Raw genomic sequence first — 19698 nt, 5'->3', positions numbered from 1 at the left:
AAGATGCAGGGGCGGCTTTTTCTTAGTACTAGATGAATCACAACAAAAAGATCGCCAAACCGACGACGACTAACAATAAAGTGACGATCACAATGGCTTTCATTAAAAAACGGTTCAGATCCCGAGATTTCTGGTTCTCACCGGCACGGGTCTTCGTGATTTCTTTGTTTTTCTTGCGCACTTTTCGGTAGTGGTTATCAATTTGTTTTTCTTTTTGTTTCCATTCTTTCTTGCTTTGCTTTTCTACGATTTGCTGATTACGTTCAGACGCCGCTTGTTCTTCTTCGCGTCGGCGTCGAAGTTCACTGCGGGTGATCAATGGTTCTTTAGGCAAGTCCGTTCCTCCGTTTCAATTCCAGCAACTCCCAAAATTGGATCGCAAACACGGTCTTCGCATCACAGATCGTTCCATCAGCGATAGCGGCTTGTGCTTGCTCTAAGCTCAATTCATAGACTTCCAGCACTTCGTCTTCGTCTTGCGGTAAGGGATTTGCCACTTTTTCCAGCTCTTTCGCATAATAGACGTGCAAGATTTCATTCGCAAATCCTGGTGAAAGGTACATAGAAGAAACATGCTCTAGCGTTTTTGCGCGATAGCCAGTCTCTTCTTCCAATTCCCGGGCGCCAGTCAAATCTGGACGTGCGCCTTCTCCTGGATCGATTTTGCCTGCTGGTATCTCTAAAATCACTCGCTCTAATGGCTTTCTGAATTGGCGAACGAACAGCATTTTGTTCTCACTCGTCAAGGCGATCACGGCCACCCCACCTGGGTGGAAGACTAGTTCGCGTTTACTGGTTCCACCATTGGGCAAGGAGACATCATCAACCACCACATCAATGATTTTGCCATGGAAAATTTCATTCCGTTGGATCGTTTTTTCTTCAAAATCTTTAAATTCTAACATCTATCGACACCTAACTTTCCTCATACGTCTTATCTATCAAACACTTTAGCATAATTTAGAAAAAATATCTTCTTAAGAAATAGCAAGAAAGCTTATGAATTTACTAAAAATCGGAAAATCCACCCCAAGTCTGATATTTTTCTTTTAGTGAACATGCTAAAATAAAGATGTCGAATAACCCAATCTACTTGTCCAAGAGATTTTTAGGAGGAGGAAAAATGAAAAAAAACATCTGGCTGATCGTTGGTGCGATCGTCCTCATCAGTATTATTTTTAACGTAGTAGGCGATTCATTTGCGAGCCTATTATTAATCGTCGGTGCGATTTTAGTCTACGTCGGTATCAGAGGACGTAAAGTTCCGGCAGCGGATCCACAAGTTTTGCCTTCTTTAACGAGAGAACGAGAAGCCCATTACTTGAAAAGCGGAATGACTGCTCGTGAGATCGAATTGTTCCGTGAAACGATGAATCAGACGAAACACCAAATCGATAAATACCAAAAAAATATCACTAGCAATAACAAGTTAAAAGCCATTGACTTGCGTCACGATGCCTTGCGTGCCTCAAAAGCTCTTTTCAAAGAACTCGTAAAAGAACCAACTAAACTGCCTTTGGCAAGTCATTTCCTTTATACCCACTTGCCCAATATGGTCGATTTGACCGATAAGTTCATTGAAATCAATAGCCATGAGATCAAAAGTCGTGAGACCTATGATAAAATCGAAGAAAGCACACAAATTATCGAGCAAATGGCTTCCTTGATCGCCAAAGACTACTCCCAATTTGTAGCAGACGATCTTGATGACATGGATATTGAGTTATCCATTGCCAAACAAAGCATAAAACGAGATAATGAATAGGGATAGATTCTGATTGGCAACAAAAAAAGAATCTAAAAAAAAATCTAGCCCAGGCTAGATTTTTTTCGAAAGCAGACAATTATTAGGAGGAGTTATTATGAGTGACACACCAAATCAAGTAAAACCCGTAACGGATACGCTTGACGATTTATTGAACAACCCATTTTCAACCCCTGTCGACACTTTGACCACTACTCAACAAGCGGAGATCAGTCAGCTGAAAGAACAGCAAACAGCACCGCGTTTGATTGACAAATTACCGCCAGAGCGTCAAGCACAGGCCCAAGAATTAGCCAGCAAGATCGATGCAACTGACCAGCAAGCAGTCATCACCTATGGTGCAGCTGCCCAAACCAAACTTGGGGAGTTTTCCCAATCTATGTTGAACCATGTCCAAGCAGCTGATATCGGCCCTGTGGGCGACTCATTGACTGAGTTGATGTATCGCTTGCAAGAAGCCAATCCAGATGAACTGCGTGCAGGTGAAGGCAACTTATTCAAGCGGATGTTTGGTAAAGTAAAACAATCCATTTTTGAAATCACCGCTAAATACCAAAAAATCGGTGCCCAAATCGACAAGATCGCCGTCAAATTGGATAAAGAAAAAGACGGTTTGCTAAAAGACAACCTGATGTTGGAACAGTTGTATCAAAAGAACAAAGATTACTTCGATGCATTGAACATCTACATTGCCGCTGGCGAGTTGAAGATGCAAGAATTGCAAACCAAAATCATTCCTGAAGCCATGAAAAAAGCAGAAGAAACGAATGATCAAATGGACGTACAGATCGCCAACGATTACACGCAATTCCTAGATCGTTTAGACAAACGGACCCATGACTTGCGCTTGGCACGTCAAATCACGATCCAACAGGCACCGCAAATTCGCCTGATCCAAAACACGAACCAAGCGTTAGCAGAAAAAATCCAAGCTTCTGTCAATACAGCGATCCCGCTATGGAAAAACCAAGTGGTCATTGCCTTGACTTTATTGCGTCAAAAAGATGCAGTTACGGCACAGCGCCAAGTTTCTGAGACCACCAATGATCTATTGAAGAAAAACTCAGAAATGTTGAAAGTTTCTGCTATTGAAACAGCGAAAGAAAACGAGCGCGGCATCGTCGACATCGAAACATTGCAAAAAACACAAAACGACCTTGTGGAAACGATCCAAGAAACATTACGGATCCAAAAAGAAGGAAAAGAAAAACGTCGTGCTGCCGAAGTGGAATTGGGTCATCTAGAAGAAGACTTGAAAGACCGCTTATTGGATTTAACTAGCAACAAGTAAATTTCACCTATCAAAAGAGGACTTCCATTCATGGAGTCCTCTTTTTTTGAAAAATTTTATTTAAGTGAAGGCAGCGATCCAATCTCAATGAAATGAAACTTCAAAATGATTGACGCCGTCTTGATCCACCGTCAAACTGATTTGCGCCTGCAGCATTTCTGTGATGGCTTTGGCGATGGCTAAACCTAACCCATAGCCGCCTTCTTGATGATTGCGAGAAGGATCCCCGCGGTAGAAGCGGTCAAAGACATAGGGAATTTTTTCTTCGGGGATCGGACAACCACCGTTGGAGACTTGCAGCACTGTCTTTCGTTGCCGTTCGATTAGGGCCACTGTGACTGTTTCTCCAGCGGGCGTGTATTTCAAGGCATTGTCTACCAATATCATGGTCAATTGCCGCAAGGCTTGCTCATTGCTTTCAAGGCGCACCTGTTTAGCGATCTGTTCCTGATAGTGGATCCCTTTTTCCAGCGCAATCGCCTCCATGCTTTGATAAACACTTTGCACGACTTGACTGGCATCGATCACCGAACGCACCATTTCTTGCTCGGCACTTTCAAATTTGGTCAACAGCAATAAGCTATTTACTAGCTCATCCATCCGTTCGGAACCTAACTGAATGTTTTCCAGCCATTTCATTTGGCTTTCCAAGGTTTCTTCTGGACTGCCAGCTAATACCTCAGCATTGACTTGAATGATCGCCAGTGGTGTTTTCAACTCATGGGAAGCGTTAGAAACAAACTCTTTTTGTTTGCGCCAAGCCAGTTCCACCGGTCGCAAGGCTCGATTGGCCACATAAAAACTAGCGATATAAATACTGGCTAAAGCTAAAACGCCGATGAGCAAAAGCGTGTTTCTTAAGTTGCTTAGACTGGTTTTGTAGTCGGTGACGTCAAAGAACAGCACTTGATAAAATGGCTCGTAATTATTGATACTGGTGGAATATTCCCCTATTGCATCGTAATCGATTGAGTATTGATTGAAAGAAGTCACTAAAAAGAGCGCATACCGCCAATTTCGACCATTCACCTTCACTTCGTTAGGAATCTCCCCTTGTTTCGCCGCTGCATCGACCAAGGCTTCATAAAGCTCGTTTTGATCGACGCTCTCATCAATACTTTGAATCACGACATCCATTTGGCTAATGTCAAGTAGAGCGATCTCTCTGAGCTCACTGGTACTATTCGTGATGGTCAACATCATTGGATACTCAGGCTCTGTCAGTGATTGCCGCACTTCCTCCTCATCCAAAGGTACCGCAGCTAGGGTGTTTGCTTCTTGCGAGATCAATGATTGGATCTCGTTTTCAATTTGGGTGGCATTCAAAATATAGATAAAGGTAAAGGCACCTAAGACAATGATTGAGATCAACGCCATATTGAACCACAGCATTTTATTTCGCAATTTTTTTAACATGGCGGCTCCTTGCTCTGCAAAATATACCCCGCATTGCGGATCGTGCGAATGCCGATATCCGCTTCAAGCAGCGTCAGTTTTTTCCGCAGCAAAGACACATAGATTTCAACGCGGTTTTCTTCCACATCGGGATCAAAGCCCCAAATTTTATTGATGATGGTTTCTTTTGATAAAATCACTTTAGGTCTGGCTAAAAATAGCTCCATCAGTTTCATTTCTTTGGGTGACAGCACCACTTGATTGCTAGGCGTGGCTAACTGCAGCTCATTACGATCTAAGCCCACGTTGCCAAAGGCTAACTGGTCTTCTTGATAATCCAAATCTTTTCTTCTGCCTAGCGAACGAATCCGTGCCAGCAACTCTTTCATTTGAAAGGGTTTCGTCAAGTAATCATCTGCCCCTGCATCCAAGCCGAGTACTTTGTCATCGACTTCGCTTTTGGCCGTCAACATAATGATCGGCGTGCGAATATTTTGCTTGCGTAACGTCTTTAGCAATGTGATCCCATCGATTTTTGGCAGCATGATATCCAAAACGAGAATGTCATATACACCACTCGCTGCATAATCTAATCCGGTTTCGCCATCATACGCCAAATCAACGGAATAATGTTGTTTCTTCAATAAGCTGGCAACCGCTTCTGCGATCGATGGCTCATCTTCTACGAATAAGATCCGCATCGGTCAGTCCCCCTTTTACACTCATCATTTCTTTTTCAATCACTTTTCAGTAAGCACAATCATTCCTATAGACTCATTCCAATTGTTCTCCAATAAAAGGTTCTGTTGAAACGATCCGCATGTGTACACTTGTTTGATGAATCCACATGTGTAGCAACAATGCTACCATACCGCTTAGTAAAAACACAAACAGCTTTTTCCTAAGGTCTTGAAAATTCTCTTGATGACGCATGGGTTTCCTCCTTTTGCAGGTTGACTAAAAAAGAAAGCGACTATTCAGAATCAGATGCCGCTGGGGCTGTCTGATTGCCTAAGCTGATATCGAAGGTAATCGTATCTTCTAACGGTAAAAACTGATTGAACTTGCTCATCCCCACGATTGTCCCGTAGGGTTCTGCTGAATTGACATAACGGACTTGATAGCTGATGTTCGCCCCTTTTGAACGGAATTCATCAAAGAAGAGTTTTTGCAGATCCCCTTCAAGGATCTCGCTTCGACGGTAATCTTTGATATAAGGTTGACCTGCCGAATAGACGACTTCAATGCCTTGGTCATCTTTGCTGGTTAAGACGGTCCCGGCGGTCTCACTTTGCGAGATCAATTGTCCATAGGGCAGACTCTGAGTAAACTGCATCCGCATCCGCACAGTGACACCCTCAACAGCGGCCTGGGCATCATCTGGTAAAATCGGTGAAAAGTCTGGTACGGTGACCCCTTTCCCTAGGGAAATCGTTACTTGAAACGCATCCCGTTTCGCGATTTTTTCTTTTGGTGCCACGCTTTGTTCAATGACCTTGCCTTCTTCCACAGTATCCGAAGCCTGTTCTTTGACTTCAAGCTCCAGCTCATGGGCTTTCCCCCATGTTTCTACCTCTGCACGGGTTTTATCACTAAAGTCTGGTACTTCAATATCTTTTTCAAAGGTTTCTTCGCCTTTGGAATAAAAGACTCGTCCGACATCTCGACGATGATAGTTCTCTCGTGAGACTTCTTTATTGGTAAATTCTACTCGAATCGGTGCTTTTTCCTCGATCTCATCGTGGTATTCATCGACGATCGTCAAATTGCTTGCTTGATTTTTTTCGATCCACTCTGCTGCCTCGTCCCTCGTCATTTCCATAAAGTCTGGCAATGCCAATTTCTCTTCTGGATCAGGTCCTTGGCTCACGGTTAGATGCAGGGTGCTTCTTTTTCTGACTCGACTTCTGGCGGCTTCTGCTTGGGCGATCACTTGATTGGCTGGGGCTTCATCATAGGCTGGTGTGACATCAACCGCAAGATCATGTTCCGCTGCCCATTCTCTGACCTCTGAGATCTCTTTGTCCACAAAGTTATCCAACCGGACATACGCCAATTGGAAAAATAAAAAGCCGCTGAGTATAAAGAGTCCAAGCAAGGCAGCTAACCCTAGCAGTCGTTTTTTTCGCCGCTTCTTTTTGAAGGAGGGATCATGTTCGATCCCCTCTTCTAAAGAAGCTGAACCTTTTTCTTTGCGGGAAGCACGGGAAGAAGGTACTTCGGCTGCTGCTGATCCCTTGTCTGGCTGTTTCGGTTCTTCTTCAAACTTCGATAAAAAATCACTCATAGGCCGTCAACGCACCTTTTTTTAAGTAAAAAGTCTGATCTGACTGCTTGGCGATCTCGGTCGAATGGGTCACTACGATGATGCACTTGTTGTGGATCGCCGCTAGTTCTTTAAAAATATCCACGATTTCTTGTTCCATGCCTTCATCCAAATTCCCGGTAGGTTCATCGGCTAAAATGATATCAACGTTGGTCGCTAAAGCACGAGCGATGGCGACCCGCTGCTGTTCCCCACCGGAAAGCTGATTGACGAAACGATCGGCTTTCGTGGAATTGATGCCGATATAGTCCAGCAAACGATACGCAATTTGATCATGCTGATCCGGGAGTTTGTTGTCTGAAATCGCCATCGAAACAAGGACGTTTTCTAAAGCCGTCAAATAAGGGATCAAGTTGTAACTTTGAAAAATCAAACTGATTTTGTTGCGGCGATATTCTTCATAACCGATCGTTTTGATATTTTTTTCTTCAAAAAACACTTCCCCATCGGTTGGCTGATCCAATGCACTGATCAAGGAAAGAAAAGTGGTCTTTCCTGAGCCTGATTTTCCTAAGATCGTGTAAAATTTGCCTTTTTCAAAGGAGATATTGGTTTTATCTAAAATTTTCCGGCGATTCTCGCCATCTTGGTAGTAATACGTCATGTCTTTTGTTTCTAAAATTGCCATGTTCATCGCTCCTTACAGCATGATTTTTTTCGGATTCAACCGTAAAATATACAACAGCGGCACCACTGCCGAAAGCAAGATCGTCACGATCCCAGTCGCTAAAAAGGCGATCACATAAGATAAGGTATATTGAACGCGAAACGCCTCGTTGATCGTCGCTTGGTCGATTTTCGGTGCACCCACAAAGAATTGTTCCATCCCTGTCTGGTTTGCCTCTAGCATACTGCTGGTTAACAAAGATTCAGAAACCATCTTGCCCAGCATATTCCCTGTAACCAAGGAGATCAGCATTGCACTGACACCAATCAACAGGAGTTCGATCACAATCTGTGCAAACACGTATTTCCGGCGTTCCCCTAACGAAAGGTAGATACCTAACTCATATTTACGATCTCGGGTAAACAAGACAATGATCAAGGAGATAATAATCAAGGAAGCAATCACCGCAATCACTACGACATACGAGGAAATTTGTGATAAGCGATTCATACTGGTTCCCACACGGTCATACTCATCCGTAGAAGCATTGACCTTATAGCCATTTGGCAAGAGTGGTGTCACCTCTTGTTTGAATTGTTCTGCATCTTCTGGTTGATTCAAAATAAATTGCGGGGTAAAGAAATCCTTATCAGAACCAGGATCTGTCGCTGGAAATGCCGCTTGTTGCCCCGCACGTTCCTCTTCAACAATCGTTTTCACAGCATCATTTGGCATATAGATACGATTGAAGGGACTATCATCAAAAAAGGACGAACTCGAATTATCATTTTTTTCATTCGCTTTTTCTAAATTTGTGTTTTTAAAGATCCCGACGATTTCAATTGGGTAATCATTGCCTTTTTGTTTCTCTGTCTCTTCACCAGACGAATAGTCGATAAACTGTCCATCTAAGACCATGGTGTCACCGACGGCTAAGCCGTTTTCCTGAGCCAACTCTTCAGAAATCAACCCCACACGTTTTCCGGTACGCTGTTCCTCTTCAGTGAAGAAGCGTCCCTGTGTTAAATTCACCGTACCTTCTTCAAAGTCTAGCGGCTTTAAGAGATTGGTTCCTGCCAAATGGATCAAGGAAAGCATGCCCCCAACGATCATGACATTGTCATCATCTTCTTGACGACTAAAACGATAAGGTTTGAAGTTTTCAACAGCAATCGATGCTTCTCGCAAATAGTCATACTGTTTGACTTCCGAGCGCTCGCCAATTTGTTTGATCAGCTCCTCCGGCAGCGGCTGAATCTCCTCCATACTTGCGCCGCCCTCACTATTTGCCATCAAGGATTCATAGTCGATATCGATCGTTGCGAGGGAACCTAATTGGTTTTTGATCTGCTTTTCGACATTTTGAGTCGACTGATTGACCGCAATTGCGCCAGCGATCACATTTCCTAAAATTAGAATAACAGCAAACAATATTGCAGATTTTCCTCGCTTTCTCGTCACACTCAGCCATGCCCGTTTCATATAATTCAATTGCCAACATCCTCTCTTTTTTTCTCTAACAAAAGCATACTGGATGAACCTTTAGCGAATCTGTCATTTGGAAAATTTCTCAAAAAAGCAGATTCATAGAGGACTTTTGATCAAGAAAGACTGTCATTGCAATGATCAGCACCAGAAATGACCACTATTTGAATAACAAAAAAAGCCTCCTAAAACGCTGCTTATAGGAAGCTCGGCTATATTTACATAAAAAAAGACAAAAACCGCATCCGGGTCTTTGCCTTTTCACAATCCTATTCGTCAATTTTCTCATTTAATTCGCTGTTACGATAGCCATATACAAAATAGATCGCGATTCCGATCACTAAGGAGATCCCAAAAACGATCCAGGTCGCCGTTTGTAGACGGGTCATCAAGAAGAGACAGCTGGCAACGGACAACAAAGGCAATAACGGTACCAGTGGTACTTTGAATTCGCCTTTAGCAGGTGGGCCCATCATCTTCCGCAGCTTGATGATTCCTAAGGACATTAAGATCATATACGACAATGCCGCAATGTTGGTCAATTCTGCCAAGATATTCAATGGGAAAGCTGCCGCAAAGAAGAAAGCAAAAACACCCGCGATGTAGGTCGCTTTCTTTGGTGTTTGATGCTTTGGATCAATGGCTTGCATCGCTTTTGGCAATAACCCATCTTTACTGATGGCATATAACAGACGCGCCAAGGAGTACATCATAGCGATCGTCACTGTTAATAAGGTCAAGATCGCACCCACAGAAATGATTGATCCGACAACCCCATGACCGACATAACGCATCGCAAAAGCTACCGGATCATTGACTCCTAATTCAGCAAACGGAACGATTCCCGTCATGATCAGTGTGACAATGATATAAAGGACAGTTGCGATCGCAATGGAACCAATGATTCCTCGAGGGACATTTTTCTTGGCATCTTCGACTTCTTCCGCCGCCATTGCGACGGCATCAAAGCCAAGAAAAGCAAAGAAAACTAACGCTGCACCATTAAAAACGCCTGAAAAACCAAAGGGCATAAAGGGCTGCCAGTTGTCTGGTTCCACGAAAAAGGCACCAAAGACGATAAACAAGAGGATCACGCCGAATTTGACCCATACCATGGCATTGTTCAAACGTAACGCTTTTTTCGCTTCTTGGCTGACCCACAAGGTTACAAAAATAATGACTAAACCAGCGATCAAATCAATGTAGGTCCCCTTGCTTGGGTCATAACCGCCCGTCAACGCAGTTGGTAAATGGATATCCGCACTGGCCAAAAAGCCTTGCACATAGCCTGACCAGCCAGATGCCACCGAAGAAACGGCCAATAAGAACTCGCAAATCAAAAACCAGCCTGCCAGCCACGCGGTAAATTCACCAAAAACGACATACAGATACGAATAGGCGCCCCCTAAAACGGGGATCCGAGAAGCAAATTCCGCAAAAGAAAGCCCTGATAACACAACAACGATACCAGCTACAACAAAGGAAAGAATCAATGCCGGTCCGGCATACTCAGCAGAAGCAGTCCCTGTAACAACAAAGATACCTGTGCCGATAATGGCGCCGATCCCCAACATAATCAAATCTTTTAACTTCAACTCTTTTTTTAAATTCGTCACACTTTCCCGTTGTATGACTTTTTTTCGAAATAAATCCATAACTCCTCCTCAAAAATATACGTTTATGTTGCTTTCATATACCCCAGCAAAACACCGCCGATAATCACCAGCAGACAACCAATCACCACATACCGCAGTTCTTTTTTGGTTTTCTTTTCGCCGAGAATAAAAATCCCGCCTAGCGTTGAAATGATGATTCCCATCTGCGACAATGAGAAGCCCACCGCTAGTCCGACTTGCTGAACCGTGATCAGCATGCAGACATTGCCGATGCCCCATAACAATCCTGACAAGGTATTTTTCCCTACAAAACGGTCGACCTTCGTCTTTCTTAAAGCAAATAGGCTGGCACCGATCAGCATCCCGACACTTTGTGGCAAAATGATCGCCAATGGGTCCAATCCTGCCCAAGTAATCAAAATCGTATAGGCGCCGTACCCAATAGTGGATGAGATCAATGCCCGAAATCCTTTAGGAAAATCAAGCATCTTGCTGCCGGCTTCTACCGGACTTTCACCATCTTGGCGAGCGGTCAGATAAGCCCCGATCACCAATAAGATCAACGCGCTAACACCTAATGCATAATCGCGGGTCTGGGTCCATTCCGCAAAAAACAATGCACCGGCGACCGTATTTAAAATCAGCTGCATGCCGGTTGAAAGCGGCAGTCCAACAGACACACCTAAATATTTCATGCCATGGAATTGACCGTTTTGACCGACGGACCAAAAGAGACCAGACAAAAGACCGATCAAAATCACCTTTCCATCAATCACTGGCATCGTCACAAAATATACGACCAGAGAAAAGAAAAAGGCACCAATCGTCATTCCTAGCGTTTGCTGGTTCGCATCCCCGCCAAGTTTGGCACTTACTAAACCAATGCTGCCCCACGCAAACATTGGTACTAATGCAACGAGTATCTCCATTTCATTCATCCTTACCATTCAATTTTAAACACAGGCTTTAGTGTATCAGTGAAAACGTTCTAGGGACAAGTGATTTTTGTCAAAAAACACAAAAAGATACTCGAAAAAAAGCAGATTAGCGTTTTTCCTCATAATAACTCAACAAGGGAAAGAACAGCGTCATGGTGGTTCCTTTTCCAACTGTCGACGAAGCCGTTAGCTCGATGCCTAATTCCTTCGCTAAACTTTTCGCTAAAAAGAGCCCTAATCCCGTCGAGTGGGTGTCCGTTTGGCGCCCATTTTCGCCCGTAAAGCCTTTATCAAAGATGCGACGCATGTCTTCTTTAGGAATGCCGATCCCACTATCTTGCAAGTGGAGATAGGTTCCTTGGGCATCTTTTTCGATCCGAATTGTCAGCTGCCCATTTTGTGGTGTGTACTTAACGGCATTGCTGACCAATTGTCGAAAGATAAAGCCGAGCCATTTTTCATCGGTCAACACTTGCTGATCCTCACCTTCAACGGCATAGTGCAGGTTCTTTTGGATAAAATAATTTGCCTGACTGCGTAAAACCGGCTGGATGACGGCTTTCAATGAAATTTCTTGGACCAGATAATCTTTTGAAAAGCTGTCCAAACGGGCGACGTACAAGACTTGCTCGACGTATTCGTTCATGCGGTTCAATTCATTTTCTAGTAAGATGAATTTTTCATCTGGAATATCAAATTCGATCGAATGCAAAAGCAATCGTGATGCGGCTAAAGGTACTTTGATTTCATGGACCCACGAATCGATGTATTCCTTTTGTTCTTCTTGATTGCTGACGACTTGCTGCATCAATTCTTGGTGCTCTCGGATCAACTGATTGATGTAAGATTCGATCCGTTCTTCTTCCGCCGAGCGTGCTCCTTGCAAGTAGTTTTGCAGCAAGCTGTCTCCGGGCTTGGGGGTGATTTTTTGCCAAAAACGCCGCTTAGATAAGTAGCTGATTGCCAAAAAGAACACCATCAAGACACTTTGCATCAAAAAGAGATAGCCGACTGTACCCCAATCCATCGGGGAATGAGGAGTCAGCCAAAAAACTAAGACCGTCAACACGAAAAAGACCAGCCAGCCAATAAACAGCAGCCAACGATCTTTCAAAAAACTGCGCAAAACCCGCCACTTTGTCATGGTACGATATACCCTTGACCAACCTTGGTTTCAATGTAGCCATTCATCCCCGCTTGTTCGATTTTTCGTCGCAAACGATTGATATTGACCGTCAAGGTATTGTCATCTACAAAACGCTCGTCATCCCATAAGGCCCGCAAGAGTTTTTCACGACTTAAAATCTTGCCGTGATTTTTCATCAAAATATACAGCAGGCGGTATTCGTTTTTGCTAAGATCGATGCTTTCGCCATTGATATACATGCTGCTGTTGTCGATATTGAGGGTCAAACCGTTATGCACTAACGTCTCGCTGCTGCTTTCTACATAGTTGTAGGAACGGCGCAATAAGGCATTGATTTTTGCAATCAGAACGTCGATCTCAAAAGGTTTTGTCACAAAATCGTCCGCCCCCATATTCATGGCCATGATCATATCCATATTGGTATTGCGACTGGAAATAAAAATGATTGGTACTTTGGAAGCTTCGCGGATTTTTTGACACCAATAGTAGCCATCAAAAACCGGCAAATTAATATCCAGTAAAATCAGTTGGGGCTCTTGTTCTTCAAAGTCAGTCAACACTTGATGGAAATCCGTCGTGCCAAAGGTCTCAAACTGCCATTTTTCTAGTTCTTCGATAATCAGTTGGCGAATCACCGCTTCATCTTCTACTACCATTATTTTTGCCATATCCGTGAATTCCCTCACTTTGCGTAATTTTCTCCTCTTTACTTTATCAAATATCAAAAACGAATGCGAACATTAATCGCCGTTTTTAGCAAACCCTAAAAAACCTCTTCACTGTCCTGAGGAATCAGTGAAGAGGCAAACAAAAAACGGACGACTAGGTTACTCGATGATCTCAACAGTCTCAATTAGTAGTTTTCCGATAAACAATAAAATCCCATCGAAAAAAAGCACACTCATGTTGACACCTAATAGCATTGATAACCGTTCAACGACATCGATTTTTGGTCGTTTGTTCAAATAACGAAACAAGAAAAAATTCACACCATACGTCACTGCCATGATCAGCAGCATCAAGATCACCATTTTAGTTCCCTGCTTTTCTTCAAATTTTTGGTTGCTGTGCTAAAAACTGTGTCAGTTTGCTTTGATCGATGGCTTCATACTGCGATAGGAAGCGACCGATTGCTTGAACGACTGCCGGTAGATGACCCGCTTCATCATTTTCGATCTGCAGCACCAGCAGTGGTTCGTGCAAGCTCATTCGCAGCAAGAACCAGCCTTGGCCATAGGGCGCTGTCAAGTTGATGCGAATGCCTTCCTCATTTTCTGGATCGATCTGCCAGCCTGGCAGCAAATGATCGGCTAAATCCGCGATCACTTGGCGACCATAGTCTTGATAGTCGGCTTTTTGGATCGCAAAGCGCAATTCTTGGGTCTCGGCGGGTTGTTGCAACGCCGCGATCAGCTCATCCAGTGTCGTGCCTTGCTGTTGCAATTGTGGCAGCATCATCAAGAGCTTGGCGATCACGTACGCCCCGTCATCTAAAAAGAAATTTTCTTTAAACGCGGCATGCCCGCTGGTTTCGATGGCTAACTGTGTGTCCAGTCCTGCTTCATTCAATTCAATCGCTTTGTTGATCACATTGCGGTAGCCAGAAATATAGCGTACTTGCTGTCCTCCCAGTGCTTCGATAAAAGTTTTTAAATGATTGGAGGTTGGCGAATTGGTGACGATGCGCGTGCCTGGGTGTTCCGCTAAGATGATCTTGCTTAATACAGCAATCATATTGTTGCGGTTCAAGGGCTCACCGCTTTTGGTCACGACAGCCGAGCGGTCGACATCGGTATCGAAAATAATGCCTAGATCGGCTTGTTCTCGTAAGACGGCTTCACGAATACTTGCCATCGCCTCTTTATTGTCTGGATTAGGGATATGATTGGGAAAATGCCCATCCGGTTCTAAAAATTGCGAGCCATTCGTATCTGCCCCTAGCGGCAGCAACACTTTTTCAGCAAAAAAGCCGCCGGCACCATTGCCTGCATCAACAATGATCTTTAATCCAGCCAAAGGTTTTTCCTCATTGGTTCCCATCCCTTGGCGAATTTTTTGCAGTAGATCTTGGGCATAGGGCGTCAGCAGGTCTTTTTGCTGATAGCTTCCTTTTTCCGCTGCCTCATGAACGGTAGTGTGGGTCAAAATATAGTGGATATCCATTTTTTCGGCACCGCCTTGGCGGCTGAAAATTTTTATTCCATTAAAGTAATAAGGCAAATGACTAGCTGTCAGCATCACACCAGCATCACAGTCGAAATCCGCAAACTGTGTGCTCATAAACATGGCTGGTGTCGTTGCCAAGCCACAATCGATCACTGCCACGCCTTCTTGCTGCAGCTGTGCCATCAACACTTCTTGCAGTGCTTCGCCACTCAAGCGACTGTCACGACCGACTGCCACGCGAAAAGGTCCGCTGCCCTTTGTTTCCAACCAGTTGCGCAAGCCCGAAGCAACTTGCCGAACCGCTTGCTCCGTCAGCGTCACCTGTTCTTTTTCTGTTGCGATCGCAATCCCTCGAATATCAGAACCATTTTGCAAATCAACGATGTTCATTTCCTCCACCCCTTCTTGTAACCGGAATCAATTTTATTATACCAGAGAAAAAAGGAAATGAAATTGCTTTTTAGTATTTTTTACTATAAATAGTTTGCTTTCCTTATTCTTTAAACGGAATCCCTTCCAGTTGCAGTAGTCGGCGTTTGGTTGCTAACCCGCCCCGATACCCCGTCAAGCGGCCGTTTTTTCCTAACACCCGATGACAAGGAACCACGATCATCATTGGGTTACGCCCCACTGCGTTGGCGACAGCTCGGACAGCGGTCGGACGTTGAATGCGCAGCGCCAAGTCACTGTACGTAGTGGTTTCACCATAAGGAATTTGGGTCAGTGCTTGCCAAACGGTTTGTTGAAACGGTGTCCCTACAAAATCAAACGCAAAAGTAAACGTCACTGGTTCCCCTGCAAAATAAGCTTGCAGCTGCGTTTCAATTACTGGATCAAGGTCAGCTATACTACTGATTTCAGCCAATGGAAAGAATTTGAGTAATTCATGATGATCCTGCTGCCGACCAAAATACACTAGCCCTTTTTCCGATTGGACCACCTCATACCATTCTTCGTCTAAAACGATCTTTGCCAATGCTAGTTTCATATTTTCACCTCGTGGAATCCATTTTCCGCAGCACAACTGCTTACGTGCTGCCGCCGTTCTACGGCTGTCTCAGTGACAGTATACCATTTTTTCGAGCTGCGCAAAAAAACCGACTGGCTTACTGCCAATCGGTCGTTGCAAACAAGGGGAAAATAGGCAGATCGCCAGTCGCTGCAGCTTCAAGCCGTAGCAATGGCAGAATCAATCCAATTCGATTTTCCCAGTATATAGCTGATAATAGGTGCCTTTTTCTGCCAACAGCGTTTCATGGGTCCCCCGCTCAATGATACGGCCATGATCCATCACCATGATGGCATCGGAGTTTTGGATTGTAGACAATCGATGGGCGATCACAAACACGGTCCGTCCAGACATCAAACGATCCATCCCTGATTGGACGATACGCTCTGTACGGGTATCGATGCTTGAGGTGGCTTCGTCTAAGATCATCACTGGCGGATCAGCGATCGCTGCGCGAGCAATTGCCAACAGCTGCCGTTGACCTTGGGAAAGCCCTTCGCCATCGCCCGTGATCACGGTGTCGTATTTTTCTGGCAAATGGTTGATAAACATGTCGGCATTGGCTAGTTTCGCTGCTGCCAGCACTTCTTCATCACTAGCATCCAGTTTTCCGAAGCGAATATTCTCGCGAATCGTTCCAGTAAACAAATGGGTGTCTTGCAAAACGATTCCTAATGAGCGACGGAGGGATTCCAGATGGATTTTTTCAATATTGATACCATCATAGCGAATCTTCCCGTCTTGGATGTTGTAGAACCGATTGATCAGATTGGTAATCGTTGTCTTACCAGCACCTGTTGCACCAACAAAGGCAACTTTTTGCCCAGGCTCTGCATACAGATTGATCTCATGTAAGACCAGTTGATTATCGACATAGCCGAAATCAACATCTTCAAACCGCACGTCTCCCGTCACTTCCGTATAGGTAATGGTTCCATCCTCGTGGGGATGTTTCCACGCCCACGTGCCTGTTCGTTCTTTGGTTTCAACTAGTTGACCTTGCGACCATTTGGCATTGACCAGTGTGACGTAGCCATGATCGATTTCTGACGTTTCATCTAATAGGTTGAAAATTCGCTCAGCACCGGCTAATGCCATGATCACAAAGTTGATTTGTTGTGATACTTGGCTGATAGGGCCATTCAATGAACGGCTCAGTTGCAAGAAAGAAGCGATCATCCCGACCGTCAGTCCAGAAACACCATTGATGGCAAACAGGCCACCAATGATGGCGATCAAGACATATTGGACATTTAGTAAGTTCATCATGATCGGCATCAAGGTATTGGCATTGACATTGGCTTTAGTGGCACTTTCTTGCAGTTGATCATTTAAGGCATCAAATTCTTCCATGACGATTTTTTCATGATTGAAGATTTTGACGACTTTTTGTCCGTGCATCATTTCTTCGATATACCCGTTGACAGCGCCTAAATCTCGTTGCTGTGCGCCAAAGAAGCGGCCGCTGCGGCGAGAAATGATGCGGATCACATTCAGCATCAAAATAACCGACAGCATCACGAACAGAGTCAATGGAACACTGATGGAGAACATGGCGATAAAGACAGAACAAAAGGTTACCGTCGCCATCATCAAGTTTGGAATACTTTGGGAGATCATTTGACGCAACGTATCCGTATCGTTGGTAAAGTGACTCATGATGTCGCCATCTGAGCGGGCATCAAAGTAGCCGACTGGTAGAGACTGCATATGTGTAAACATTTGGTCACGGATTTTTTTCTGCGTGCCCTCACTGATCTTGACCATCATAAAGTTATAGATCAGTGCGGCCAAGATCCCAATCAGGTAGATGATCGCCATTTGGACGATCGCCCGAAACAAGCCGCCAAAATCAGGATTGGCTTGCCCTAAAAGCGGTGTGATATGATCGTCGATCACGACTTGTAAAAACAACGAACCACGAACGTTGGCAAAAGCACTTAACAAGATCATAACAACGACGAATAGGAGTTGTCCTTTGTAGTCGCCAAACATCGTTCGCAATAAACGTTTTAATGTACGCTTGGGATTTGCTGCTTGTCTATTCTTCACCTTCACCAAATCCTTTCTGCTGCGAATGGTACACTTCTTGATAGATGGCATTGTTTGCCAACAATTCTTCGTGGGTACCGATGCCATTGATTTTGCCATCATCCATTACGATGATCCGGTCGGCGTCTTCGATCGAATTGATCCGTTGGGAAATAATGATCGTCGTCGTTCCCGGAATTTCTCGTTTCAAGCCTTCGCGGATACTGCGATCGGTTTTGGTGTCGACGGCACTAGTAGAATCATCGAGAATCAAGATTTTCGGTTTCTTTAATAAGGCACGGGCAATCGTCAACCGTTGTTTTTGCCCACCGGAAACATTGTTCCCTCCTTGTGAGATCTGCGTTTCATATTTATCAGGAAACTCTTGAATGAAGGGATCGGCTTGTGCGATCGTCGCCACGCGCTGGATCTCTTCATCCGACGCCTCTTCATTGCCCCAACGTAAATTGTCGTTGATGGTGCCGCTAAAGAGTACATTGTTTTGCAAGACCATACTTACTTGGTCCCGCAATGCTTCTAAATCATAGTCGCGAACATCATGACCGCCGACGATGACACGCCCTTCAATCACATCATATAAGCGGGGGATCAGCTGGACGAGGGTGGATTTCCCGCTCCCGGTTCCACCAATGATCCCAATGACTTCACCGGATTCGATGCGTAGATTCGCATCAATCAGCGCCAACTTGTTTTTGTCATTGGCGTAACTAAAGCCGACATTTTCAAAAATGATGGAGCCGTCTTTGATTTCTTTGATTGGCTCGGCGGGATTTTTCAAGTCACTTTCTTCATCTAATACTTCCACGACCCGTTCTGCCGACGTTCGTGCGATCAAAATCTGCACGAAAGCCATCGACATCATCATCAAGCTCATCAAAATCTGCATCGTGTAGTTGAACATGCTGACTAATTCACCCGTCGTCAGGCTACTTTGTTCCACGATCAACTGGGCACCAAACCATGACAAGAGCAACATACATGTATAGACTGCAAATTGCATCAATGGCATGTTAAAAGAGACGATTCGTTGCGCAAGAGTGAAATTCCGATAAACATCGGTGGACACTTCGCCAAACAGTTCTTCTTGTTGTTCTTCCCGGACATACGATTTCACGACGCGAACCCCTTGTAGATTCTCTTGCACCACATTATTCAAGCGGTCATAAATGCGGAATACTTTTAGAAACAGCGGGTGGGCAAAACGAATCACTAAAGCAAGGCCAATCGCTAAAATCGGTAAAACAACTAAGTAGATCGTCATAAGCTCTGGGCTGATGGTGCTAACCATTGCAAGTGAGAAAATCAGAACTAACGGACTGCGGACCAGAATACGAATAATCATTTGATAAGCATTTTGGACGTTGGTCACGTCAGTGGTCAAGCGGGTGATCAAACTGGAGGAAGAAAAGCGGTCAATGTTTGAAAAGGAAAAATCTTGGATTCGGCGAAATAGATTGTGCCGCAGGTTGCGGGCAAAACCAGCCGAAGCGATCGCTGCCGTTCGTCCGCCAAGCGTTCCTAAAAGTAACGCGATCAAGGAACATAAAAAAAGCAAGCCGCCATCTCTTAGAATCACACCGGCGTCTCCTTTTTCGATCCCTTGGTCGATCATCATTGCCATGATCAGGGGCATAATGACATCTAAGGCAACCTCTCCTGCTACATACACAGGGGTCAGCAAGCTGTCCTTCTTATAGCTGCCAACATTCGCGAGTAATTTTTTTATCATTTGTTTCGTCCCTTCTATAGATGGCACTGCGGAGCCATTTTTTCTCGTTACCATCAAGTTTACTTTATCGATCCAGCGATTTCAAGCGGCTCGCTCGTGTTTTTTTTTACAATTAGTAAGTAAAAACACCCTTCCAAGGAAGGGTGCTTACCTTTTGATGCTGTGTGAAAAA

At 44.4% G+C, this 19698-nt stretch carries 19 protein-coding genes; 2 read left to right on the top strand and 17 right to left on the bottom strand.

The window, feature by feature from the left end; all coding sequences use genetic code 11:
• Positions 1–37 precede the first annotated feature (37 nt).
• Together macP and IGI89_RS06895 are read right to left on the bottom strand one after the other, a co-directional pair.
• Positions 38–334 (bottom strand): cell wall synthase accessory phosphoprotein MacP, encoded by a 297-nt coding sequence (gene macP / locus IGI89_RS06900; RefSeq protein WP_005233519.1) that lies wholly within the window; start codon positions 332–334, stop codon positions 38–40.
• Positions 327–905: an NUDIX hydrolase gene (locus tag IGI89_RS06895; protein WP_008379307.1), complete on the bottom strand. Its 579-nt coding sequence runs from the start codon at positions 903–905 to the stop codon at positions 327–329. Before IGI89_RS06895 ends, macP begins: the two co-directional genes overlap by 8 nt.
• Before the next feature lie 218 nt (positions 906–1123).
• On the opposite strand from IGI89_RS06895, the gene IGI89_RS06890 reads away from it, so the two are divergent.
• A complete protein-coding gene (locus tag IGI89_RS06890; protein WP_008379306.1) occupies positions 1124–1765 on the top strand; it encodes a 5-bromo-4-chloroindolyl phosphate hydrolysis family protein in 642 nt (213 codons plus the stop codon).
• 97 nt (positions 1766–1862) lie between these two features.
• On the top strand, positions 1863–3056 hold the full coding sequence (locus IGI89_RS06885; protein WP_005233515.1) for a toxic anion resistance protein: 1194 nt from the start codon (positions 1863–1865) through the stop codon (positions 3054–3056).
• An 84-nt stretch (positions 3057–3140) separates the two neighbouring features.
• Here IGI89_RS06885 and IGI89_RS06880 read toward each other — a convergent pair whose 3' ends face one another.
• From IGI89_RS06880 to IGI89_RS06810, 15 genes are all read right to left on the bottom strand, one after another.
• On the bottom strand, positions 3141–4472 hold the full coding sequence (locus IGI89_RS06880) for a sensor histidine kinase (protein WP_016621945.1): 1332 nt from the start codon (positions 4470–4472) through the stop codon (positions 3141–3143).
• On the bottom strand, positions 4466–5152 hold the full coding sequence (locus tag IGI89_RS06875) for a response regulator transcription factor (protein WP_005233513.1): 687 nt from the start codon (positions 5150–5152) through the stop codon (positions 4466–4468). The genes IGI89_RS06880 and IGI89_RS06875 overlap by 7 nt, the downstream gene beginning before the upstream one ends.
• Before the next feature lie 73 nt (positions 5153–5225).
• Positions 5226–5384, bottom strand: coding sequence for a hypothetical protein (locus tag IGI89_RS06870; protein ID WP_016621946.1), 159 nt, complete (start codon positions 5382–5384; stop codon positions 5226–5228).
• Positions 5385–5424: 40 nt separating this feature from the next.
• On the bottom strand, positions 5425–6738 hold the full coding sequence (locus IGI89_RS06865) for a PASTA domain-containing protein (protein WP_438735467.1): 1314 nt from the start codon (positions 6736–6738) through the stop codon (positions 5425–5427).
• Positions 6731–7405: an ABC transporter ATP-binding protein gene (locus tag IGI89_RS06860; protein WP_008379303.1), complete on the bottom strand. Its 675-nt coding sequence runs from the start codon at positions 7403–7405 to the stop codon at positions 6731–6733. The genes IGI89_RS06865 and IGI89_RS06860 overlap by 8 nt, the downstream gene beginning before the upstream one ends.
• Positions 7406–7417: 12 nt before the next feature.
• Entirely contained in the window at positions 7418–8866 is a 1449-nt protein-coding gene (locus tag IGI89_RS06855) for an ABC transporter permease (RefSeq protein WP_016621948.1), read from the bottom strand.
• Positions 8867–9138: 272 nt separating this feature from the next.
• A complete protein-coding gene (locus IGI89_RS06850; protein ID WP_005233503.1) occupies positions 9139–10524 on the bottom strand; it encodes an APC family permease in 1386 nt (461 codons plus the stop codon).
• Between the two features lie 23 nt (positions 10525–10547).
• A complete protein-coding gene (locus IGI89_RS06845) occupies positions 10548–11414 on the bottom strand; it encodes a GRP family sugar transporter (RefSeq protein WP_008379298.1) in 867 nt (288 codons plus the stop codon).
• A 115-nt stretch (positions 11415–11529) separates the two neighbouring features.
• Positions 11530–12567, bottom strand: coding sequence for a two-component system sensor histidine kinase SapS (sapS, locus tag IGI89_RS06840; protein ID WP_016621950.1), 1038 nt, complete (start codon positions 12565–12567; stop codon positions 11530–11532).
• Positions 12564–13238, bottom strand: coding sequence for a two-component system response regulator SapR (sapR, locus tag IGI89_RS06835; protein ID WP_005227794.1), 675 nt, complete (start codon positions 13236–13238; stop codon positions 12564–12566). Before sapR ends, sapS begins: the two co-directional genes overlap by 4 nt.
• Positions 13239–13397: 159 nt before the next feature.
• Positions 13398–13601 carry a hypothetical protein gene (locus tag IGI89_RS06830; protein WP_005227790.1) on the bottom strand — a complete coding sequence of 68 codons (204 nt, stop codon included), beginning with the start codon at positions 13599–13601 and terminating at the stop codon, positions 13398–13400.
• 19 nt (positions 13602–13620) lie between these two features.
• The gene (locus IGI89_RS06825) at positions 13621–15126 is read right to left on the bottom strand and encodes a phosphoglucomutase (protein WP_005233485.1); all 1506 of its coding nucleotides are present in this window, start codon (positions 15124–15126) and stop codon (positions 13621–13623) included.
• A gap of 103 nt (positions 15127–15229) precedes the next feature.
• Complete coding sequence (locus IGI89_RS06820) at positions 15230–15724, bottom strand: methylated-DNA--[protein]-cysteine S-methyltransferase (protein WP_005233483.1); 495 nt, start codon at positions 15722–15724, stop codon at positions 15230–15232.
• Between the two features lie 201 nt (positions 15725–15925).
• On the bottom strand, positions 15926–17848 hold the full coding sequence (locus tag IGI89_RS06815; protein WP_438735848.1) for an ABC transporter ATP-binding protein: 1923 nt from the start codon (positions 17846–17848) through the stop codon (positions 15926–15928).
• Entirely contained in the window at positions 17787–19526 is a 1740-nt protein-coding gene (locus IGI89_RS06810; protein ID WP_086332719.1) for an ABC transporter ATP-binding protein, read from the bottom strand. Before IGI89_RS06810 ends, IGI89_RS06815 begins: the two co-directional genes overlap by 62 nt.
• Positions 19527–19698 lie beyond the last annotated feature (172 nt).

The sequence above is a fragment of the Enterococcus sp. AZ141 genome, from assembly GCF_051714385.1.
Taxonomy (GTDB): Bacteria; Bacillota; Bacilli; order Lactobacillales; family Enterococcaceae; genus Enterococcus_D; species Enterococcus_D entomosocium.
The sequence above is the reverse complement of the archived record's forward strand: the minus strand, read 5'-3'. Positions and strand labels throughout refer to the sequence as shown.

What these genes read in the sequence shown, in the direction of transcription:
- IGI89_RS06810 (WP_086332719.1), bottom strand. Translation starts at nt 19,526, where the DNA reads ATGATAAAAAAATTACTCGCGAATGTTGGCAGCTATAAGAAGGACAGC.
- IGI89_RS06860 (WP_008379303.1), bottom strand. Translation starts at nt 7,405, where the DNA reads ATGGCAATTTTAGAAACAAAAGACATGACGTATTACTACCAAGATGGC.
- IGI89_RS06820 (WP_005233483.1), bottom strand. Translation starts at nt 15,724, where the DNA reads ATGAAACTAGCATTGGCAAAGATCGTTTTAGACGAAGAATGGTATGAG.
- IGI89_RS06845 (WP_008379298.1), bottom strand. Translation starts at nt 11,414, where the DNA reads ATGGAGATACTCGTTGCATTAGTACCAATGTTTGCGTGGGGCAGCATT.
- IGI89_RS06870 (WP_016621946.1), bottom strand. Translation starts at nt 5,384, where the DNA reads ATGCGTCATCAAGAGAATTTTCAAGACCTTAGGAAAAAGCTGTTTGTG.
- IGI89_RS06815 (WP_438735848.1), bottom strand. Translation starts at nt 17,848, where the DNA reads ATGCCATCTATCAAGAAGTGTACCATTCGCAGCAGAAAGGATTTGGTG.
- IGI89_RS06830 (WP_005227790.1), bottom strand. Translation starts at nt 13,601, where the DNA reads ATGGTGATCTTGATGCTGCTGATCATGGCAGTGACGTATGGTGTGAAT.
- IGI89_RS06895 (WP_008379307.1), bottom strand. Translation starts at nt 905, where the DNA reads ATGTTAGAATTTAAAGATTTTGAAGAAAAAACGATCCAACGGAATGAA.
- sapR (WP_005227794.1), bottom strand. Translation starts at nt 13,238, where the DNA reads ATGGCAAAAATAATGGTAGTAGAAGATGAAGCGGTGATTCGCCAACTG.
- sapS (WP_016621950.1), bottom strand. Translation starts at nt 12,567, where the DNA reads ATGACAAAGTGGCGGGTTTTGCGCAGTTTTTTGAAAGATCGTTGGCTG.
- IGI89_RS06890 (WP_008379306.1), top strand. Translation starts at nt 1,124, where the DNA reads ATGAAAAAAAACATCTGGCTGATCGTTGGTGCGATCGTCCTCATCAGT.
- IGI89_RS06880 (WP_016621945.1), bottom strand. Translation starts at nt 4,472, where the DNA reads ATGTTAAAAAAATTGCGAAATAAAATGCTGTGGTTCAATATGGCGTTG.
- IGI89_RS06825 (WP_005233485.1), bottom strand. Translation starts at nt 15,126, where the DNA reads ATGAACATCGTTGATTTGCAAAATGGTTCTGATATTCGAGGGATTGCG.
- IGI89_RS06885 (WP_005233515.1), top strand. Translation starts at nt 1,863, where the DNA reads ATGAGTGACACACCAAATCAAGTAAAACCCGTAACGGATACGCTTGAC.
- IGI89_RS06850 (WP_005233503.1), bottom strand. Translation starts at nt 10,524, where the DNA reads ATGGATTTATTTCGAAAAAAAGTCATACAACGGGAAAGTGTGACGAAT.
- IGI89_RS06865 (WP_438735467.1), bottom strand. Translation starts at nt 6,738, where the DNA reads ATGAGTGATTTTTTATCGAAGTTTGAAGAAGAACCGAAACAGCCAGAC.
- IGI89_RS06855 (WP_016621948.1), bottom strand. Translation starts at nt 8,866, where the DNA reads ATGAAACGGGCATGGCTGAGTGTGACGAGAAAGCGAGGAAAATCTGCA.
- IGI89_RS06875 (WP_005233513.1), bottom strand. Translation starts at nt 5,152, where the DNA reads ATGCGGATCTTATTCGTAGAAGATGAGCCATCGATCGCAGAAGCGGTT.